Consider the following 284-nt stretch of genomic DNA (forward strand, 5'->3'; position numbering starts at 1 on the left):
GGTGCGTTGCGGCCGGTGGGTGTGGGTGTGCCGGGTGAGTTGTATCTGGGTGGTGGGGGTCTGGCGCGTGGGTATGACGGTCGTGCGGGGCTGACGGCCGAGCGGTTTGTGGCGGATCCGTTCGGTTCCGGTGAGCGGTTGTACCGGACGGGTGATGTGGTGCGGTGGGGGCCGGATGGCCGGCTGGAGTTCCTGGGGCGGGGGGATGGTCAGGTCAAGATCCGTGGGTTCCGTATCGAGCTCGGTGAGATCGAGTCCGTACTGTCGCGCCACTCCGCCGTGGG

Annotated in this window: 1 protein-coding gene; it reads left to right on the forward strand. The window is 68.3% G+C overall.

The features are described 5' to 3' along the window. Positions 1-27: 27 nt before the first annotated feature. Positions 28-284 (forward strand): AMP-binding protein (locus CU044_RS39040; protein ID WP_275670195.1); only part of this gene is annotated, 257 nt, incomplete at its 3' end.

The sequence above is a fragment of the Streptomyces sp. L-9-10 genome, assembly GCF_004151105.1.
Taxonomy (GTDB): Bacteria; Actinomycetota; Actinomycetes; order Streptomycetales; family Streptomycetaceae; genus Streptomyces.